This window comes from Pseudomonas sp. HMSC063H08, from assembly GCF_001813645.1.
Taxonomy (GTDB): Bacteria; Pseudomonadota; Gammaproteobacteria; order Pseudomonadales; family Pseudomonadaceae; genus Pseudomonas; species Pseudomonas aeruginosa.
On sequence record NZ_KV813593.1, the window covers coordinates 95,780 to 102,342 of the forward strand.

6 protein-coding genes are annotated in these 6,563 nt (G+C 65.4%); all 6 read right to left on the reverse strand.

Annotated elements, in window-relative coordinates; translation table 11 throughout:
* Positions 1-13: 13 nt before the first annotated feature.
* Positions 14-1,126, reverse strand: coding sequence for a M14 family metallopeptidase (locus HMPREF2924_RS27670; protein WP_003085938.1), 1,113 nt, complete (start codon positions 1,124-1,126; stop codon positions 14-16).
* Between the two features lie 13 nt (positions 1,127-1,139).
* A complete protein-coding gene (locus HMPREF2924_RS27675; protein WP_003134270.1) occupies positions 1,140-1,838 on the reverse strand; it encodes an ABC transporter permease in 699 nt (232 codons plus the stop codon).
* A gap of 16 nt (positions 1,839-1,854) precedes the next feature.
* A complete protein-coding gene (locus HMPREF2924_RS27680) occupies positions 1,855-2,544 on the reverse strand; it encodes an ABC transporter permease (protein WP_003085934.1) in 690 nt (229 codons plus the stop codon).
* 118 nt (positions 2,545-2,662) lie between these two features.
* On the reverse strand, positions 2,663-3,442 hold the full coding sequence (locus HMPREF2924_RS27685) for an ABC transporter substrate-binding protein (protein ID WP_003085932.1): 780 nt from the start codon (positions 3,440-3,442) through the stop codon (positions 2,663-2,665).
* Between the two features lie 540 nt (positions 3,443-3,982).
* Positions 3,983-5,938 (reverse strand): acetate--CoA ligase, encoded by a 1,956-nt coding sequence (acs, locus tag HMPREF2924_RS27690; protein WP_003110260.1) that lies wholly within the window; start codon positions 5,936-5,938, stop codon positions 3,983-3,985.
* A gap of 182 nt (positions 5,939-6,120) precedes the next feature.
* The coding region (locus HMPREF2924_RS27695) for a TRAP transporter large permease subunit (RefSeq protein WP_141765584.1) at positions 6,121-6,563 on the reverse strand (443 nt) is incomplete at its 5' end.

Here is a 6,563-nt window from a genome sequence, read left to right on the forward strand (position 1 = left end):
TGTTCTCGGCTAATCAGTCGCTGAGCAAGCGTCCCTGACGGATCGGTTGACGACCGGCCACCTTGGCCAGCCAGAGTCCCGGCTGCGCGTAGCGCATCCGTTCGATGGCGAAAAGCACGCCGGAGACCCCGGCGCACACGGTGCTGGCACGGTCGGCCAGGGGATCGATGACCTGGAACAGCGGTTCGCCCGCCTCCACCCATTCGCCCGGCCGGCGCAGGAAACTCACCACGCCGGTATGCGGGGCGTGGACGTATTCGGTGCCTTCGAAGGGCAAGCCTTCGCAGCAGGCTTCGGGCGCCGCCGGCCATTCGCCCTCGACGAAGCCCTGCTCGGCGAGGAAGGCCAGGATCGCCGCGGCGTTGGCCTCGGCCTGCTGCGCCGTGGTATCGGCCTGGCCGCCGAGTTCGACGGTGGTCGCCAGGCAGGCCAGCGGCAGCTCGGCGCGCGGATACAGGCGCGACAGGCGCAGCCACGGCACCGAGCAGGCCTCGTCGAAGGAACCGCCGCCGGACTCCTCGGCGAGCAGCCCGACGGCGGCGCCCAGGCGTGCGGCCAGGGAGGCGAAGGCGGGCCATTGCTGCGGCAGGGTATAGAGATGGATGGCGGCCTCGAAGTCGCAATGCAGGTCGAGCACCAGGTCGGCGTCGCAGGCGTGGCGATAGAGCAGGCGCTGCATGCCCTCCAGTTCCGAGGTCGCCGGCGGCAGGGCGTCCAGCGCCGCGCGCAGGGCTTGGCGGACCAGCGCGACATTGGCCGCCGGATCGCTGCCGAGACGCTCGCCGACGCTGTCGATCACCGCGTCCAGCAGGTCGGGGAAATCGCGATTGAAGTTGCGCCCGCTGCTCATTTCGAAGCGCCCCTGGTGCAGCGCCTGGATCATCTGCCCGAGACCGACCGGATTGGCCACCGGCACCAGCTCGACGGTGCCGCGCAGGCGGCCTTCCGCCTCCAGCAGGCGCAACCGCTGCTTCAGCTCCCAGGCGGTGCGCATGCCCGGCAGCTCGTCGGCGTGCAGGCTGGACTGGATGTAGACCTTGCGCGCGCCGCAGCCGAAGCGGAACACGCTCAGGCGCTTCTCGCTTCCCAGGGTGCTCCACGGCAGCAGGTGGTCGATACGCTCCATGCGGTCCTCCGGATCAGGATTTGCGCGGCGCCAGGTAAGCCAGCCAGCGGCGCTCGGCAAGCTTGAACAGGCGCACCAGGATGAAGGTCAGGCACAGGTAGAACAGACCGGCGGTGATGAACGCTTCGAACGGCAGGTAGTACTGCGAATAGACGGTTCGCGCGGCGCCGGTGATGTCCACCAGGGTGACGATGGACGCCAGGCTGGTGGTCTGCAGCATCATGATCACTTCGTTGCTGTACTGCGGCAGCGCACGCCGCAGTGCCGATGGCAGGAGGATGCGGCGGTACATCTTCAGGCGCGACATGCCCATCGCCTTGGCCGCCTCGATCTCGCCATGGGGCGTGGCCTTCAGGCTGCCGGCGAGGATCTCGGCGGTGTAGGCGCTGGTGTTGATGGCGAACGCCAGGCAGGCGCAGAAGGACGCGTTCGACAGCCAGGGCCACAGCGCGCTCTCGCGCACCGCGTCGAACTGCGCCAGGCCGTAGTAGATCAGGAACAGCTGGACCAGCATCGGCGTGCCGCGGATCACGTAGGTGTAGAGCCAGGCCGGGAAGTTCACCAGCGGCTGCTTGGAGACCCGCATCAGCGCCAGCGGCACCGCCAGCAGCAGGCCGATCAGCAGGGAGACCGAGAGCAGCTTGAGGGTGACCAGCAGGCCGTCGAAATAGAGCGGAAGGCTGTCCCAGATGACGGAGAAATCGAAGATCACGATAGGGCCCCTTGACTCACAGTTCCGCGGTTTTCACGCCGACCGAATAGCGGCGTTCGAGCAGGCGCAGCAACAGCAGCGACACGCTGGTCACCAGCAGGTACAGGCCGGCCACGGCGAGGTAGTAGGTGAACGGCTCGCGGGTCGCATCGGAGGCCTGCTTGGCCTTGAACATCATGTCCTGCAGGCCGACCACGGAAATCAGCGCGGTGGCCTTGACCAGCACCAGCCAGTTGTTGGTGAAGCCGGGGATCGCCAGGCGGATCATCTGCGGCACCTGGATGCGGAAGAACACCTGGCGGTGGCTCATGCCATAGGCGTAGCCGGCCTCGCCCTGGCCCTTGGGAATCGCCATGAAGGCGCCGCGGAAGGTCTCCGAGAGATAGGCGCCGAAGATGAAGCCGAGGGTGCCGACGCCGGACACGAAGGGATTCAGGTCGATGTAGTCGTCGTAGCCGAGTTGCGGGGCGACCCAGTTCAGCAGGCCCTGGCCGCCGTAGAAGATTAGCAGGATCAGCACCAGGTCGGGAATGCCGCGCACTACCGTGGCGTACAGGTCGCCGCACCAGGCCAGCCAGCGCACCGGCGACAGGCGGAAGGCCGCGCCCAGCAGGCCGAGGACGATGGCCAGGAGCATGGAAAGCAGGGCCAGCTGGAGAGTCAGCCAGGCGCCATCGACGATGGTCGCACCGTAGCCAGTGATCATCAAAACGGTACCTCTATGCAGCTAATGCAGCGCTAAAGCAGTGGCGTCCACTCAATAAAAAAGTGGCACAAACAGCGCGAGGCGTCGCGGACGTTTGTGCCACCTCTGACGGATAGCGTCAGTTCGAACCGTAGACGTCGAAGCTGAAGTACTTGTCCTGGATCTGCTTGTACTTGCCGTTGGCGCGCAGCGCGTCGATGGCCGCGTTGAACTTGCCGGCCAGCTCGCTATCGCCCTTGCGCACGGCGATGCCGACGCCTTCGCCGAAGTACTTGGCATCGGTCAGTTGCGGACCGACGAAGGCGTAGCCCTTGCCGGCATCGGTCTTGAGGAAGCCGTCCTCGAGGTTCACCGAGTCGGCGACCACCGCGTCGAGGCGACCGGCCACCAGGTCCATGTTGGCTTCCTGCTGGGAGTTGTAGCGCACCACTTCGACGCCGGCCGGGGTCAGTTCGGCGGAGGCGTAGCGGTCGGCGGTACTGCCACGCAGCACGCCGGCCTTCTTGCCCTTCAGGTCGGCCTTGGGATCGTTGAGGCTGGCGCCTTCCTTCATCACGAAGCGCGCCGGGGTGTTGTAGTACTTGTTGGTGAAGTCGACCGAACGCTTGCGCTCGTCGGTGATGGTCATCGACGAGAGGATCGCATCGATCTTGCGCACCTTGAGTGCCGGGATCAGGCCGTCGAACTCCTGCTCGACCCACTTGCACTGCACCTTCATCTCTTCGCAGAGGGCATTGCCGATATCCACGTCGAAGCCTGCCAGCTGGCCGTCCGGGGTCTTCAGCGAGAACGGCGGATAGGCCGCCTCGATGCCGATGCGCACCGGCTTGTCGGCGGCGAAAGTGGGCAGGGAGAGCACGGACAGCGCCAGGGCGCCGAGAAGTGCGAGCTTCTTCATCTGGAACTCCTTCGAAGGGGATGGCATCGATTGGCAGGAGAAATAGAACCTTGCCCAGGCTGCCGACGGATATGCGTGATCACCGGCTCTTGCGCATGGCGCCTTCTCGTGGACAGGGCGCCAGCTGGGGTGAGCGGCATTCTAGCGACAGGCCGAAAGTGGTTATTTCTTCAATGCGACAACTAATTATAAAAGCACCGAAGAGGGCATTCGGCGATATTGACAGGCAGCGACATTTGTGCCCGGAAAGCGCGAAGTGTAATCAATGAGTAAAGCAAATCTCAAGCCATAAATTGCCAATTCCTTCTCCTTCAATGGCTTGGCCGCTACGACTCGCCTCGACTGCTACCCCGTGTCGCACCTTGGCTGTGCGTGGCGTTTCCTCTCGCCCCAATTATGCGCAGGCGCGCATCACCGAAGTGTTACCGCCGCCCCATTCCCGGCGCGAGCCCATTCGAAACGCCCTCCTCCTCGGCCCGCGCCAAATGAAAGACCCCGCGCGGCTCGCACCGCGCGGGGTCGTTTCGGATCAGGCGGAAGTCAGGCGGCCTGCATCGAGCGATGGGTCTCGATCAGGTGCTGAACCACGCCCGGGTCGGCAAGGGTGGAGATGTCGCCGAGGGTGTCGTACTCGGCCGCGGCGATCTTGCGCAGGATGCGCCGCATGATCTTGCCCGAACGGGTCTTCGGCAGTCCCGGCGCCCACTGGATCACATCCGGCGTGGCGATCGGACCGATCTCGCGGCGAACCCATTGCTTCAGCTCCTGGCGCAGCGCCTCGCTCGGCTCGACCCCGGAGTTGAGGGTGACGTAGACATAGATGCCCTGCCCCTTGATGTCGTGCTGCATGCCGACCACCGCCGCCTCGGCGACCTTCGGGTGGGCGACCATCGCGCTTTCCACCTCGGCGGTGCCCATGCGGTGGCCGGAGACGTTGAGCACATCGTCGACCCGCCCGGTGATCCAGTAGTAGCCGTCCTCGTCGCGGCGCGCGCCGTCGCCGGTGAAGTACATGCCCTTGAAGGTCTTGAAGTAGGTGTCGACGAAGCGGTCATGGTCGCCGAACAGGGTCCGCGCCTGGCCCGGCCAGGAGTCGAGGATCACCAGGTTGCCCTCGGCGGCGCCCTCGATCAGGTTGCCGAGGTTGTCCACCAGTGCCGGGACCACGCCGAAGAACGGCTTGGCCGCGGAGCCCGGCTTCATCGCGTGGGCGCCCGGCAGCGGGGTCATCAGGCAGGCGCCGGTCTCGGTCTGCCACCAGGTGTCGACGATCGGGCAGCGCGACTGGCCGACCGTCTCGTAGTACCACTGCCAGGCTTCCGGGTTGATCGGCTCGCCCACCGAACCGAGCAGACGCAGGCTGGAACCGTCGGCACCGGCCACCGCCGCCTTGCCTTCGGCCATCATCGCGCGGATCGCGGTCGGCGCGGTGTAGAGGATGTTGACCTTGTGCTTGTCGATGATCTTCGCCACGCGGGTCACGTCGGGGTAGTTCGGTACGCCCTCGAACAGAATGGTGGTGGCGCCGTTGGCCAACGGGCCATAGACGATGTAGGTGTGGCCGGTGACCCAGCCGATGTCGGCGGTGCACCAGTAGACTTCGCCCGGACGGTAGTCGAAGACCCGCTCGTGGGTCAGCGAGGCGTACACCAGGTAGCCGCCGGTGGTATGCAGCACGCCCTTCGGCTTGCCGGTGGAGCCGGAGGTGTAGAGGATGAACAGCGGGTCCTCGGCGCCCATTTCCTTGGGCGCGCAAGTGCTGCCGGCAACCTTCATCAGGTCGTCGTACCAGACGTCGCGGTGCTGGTTCCACTTGATCTCGGCGCCGGTACGCTTGCAGACGATGATCTTCTGCACGCTGGAGGTTTCCGGGTTGGTCAGGGCGTCGTCGACGTTGGCCTTCAGCGGAGTACGCTTGCCGCCGCGCACGCCTTCGTCGGCGGTGATCACCACCTTCGACTTGCAATCGATGATGCGTCCGGCCAGGGCCTCGGGGGAGAAGCCGCCGAAGACCACCGAGTGGATCGCGCCGATGCGGGTGCAGGCGAGCATGGCGACCACGGCCTCGGGGATCATCGGCATGTAGATGGTCACTACGTCGCCGCGGTGCACGTCCTGCCCGCGCAGGGCGTTGGCGAACTTGCAGACCTGCTCGTGGAGCTGGCGGTAGGTGATTTCCTGGTGGTCGGCGGGATCGTCGCCTTCCCAGATGATCGCCACCTGGTCGCCGCGTTCGGCGAGGTGACGGTCGAGGCAGTTGTGCGACACGTTGAGGGTGCCGTCGGCGAACCACTTGATGTCCACGTGATGGTCGTCGAAGGAGGTCTGCTTGACCTTCTCGAACGGCTTGATCCAGTCGATCCGCTGGGCCTGCTCGCGCCAGAAGCCGTCGGGGTTGACGACGGACTGCTGGTACATCGTCTTGTAGGTGGCTTCGTCGGTGAAGGTCCGTGCCACCGCTTCCGGGTGCACGGGGTACAGGGATGCCGCAGACATGGCTTTAACCTCGGTACGTGAGTGTTGTTTTTGTTGTGCCCAGTTGTAGCGAGCGCACACCCCACGAACCATACGACCATGGTCTTACCACTGCGCGACAGCGCCGATCGTAGCTATAAGCCGCGCCGATCGTAGCCTTGCGCCGGGCGGCGGAGCGCGTCTCGCGCCCCGCCGCCGCGACCTCAACTCATGCCCAGCAGGCCCGGCAGCCACAGCGAGATCAACGGCACGTAGGTCACCAGGATCAGGAACAGCAGCAGGATCATCAGCCACGGCAGCGCCGCGCGGATGGTCGCCCCCAGCGGCATGCCAGTGACCGCCGAGGTGACGAACAGGTTGAGGCCCACTGGCGGGTGTACCAGGCCGATCTCCATGTTCACCACCATGACGATACCCAGGTGGATCGGATCGATGCCCAGCTTCATGGCGATGGGGAAGAAGATCGGCGCCAGGATCAGCACGATCGCCGAGGGCTCCATGAAGCTGCCGGCGACCAGCAGCACCACGTTGACCATCAGCAGGAAGCCGATCGGGGTCAGGCCTTCCTGCACCACCCATTCGGTGATCTGCTGGGGGATCTGCTCGGTGGTCAACACATGGGCGAAGAGCATGGCGTTGGCGATGA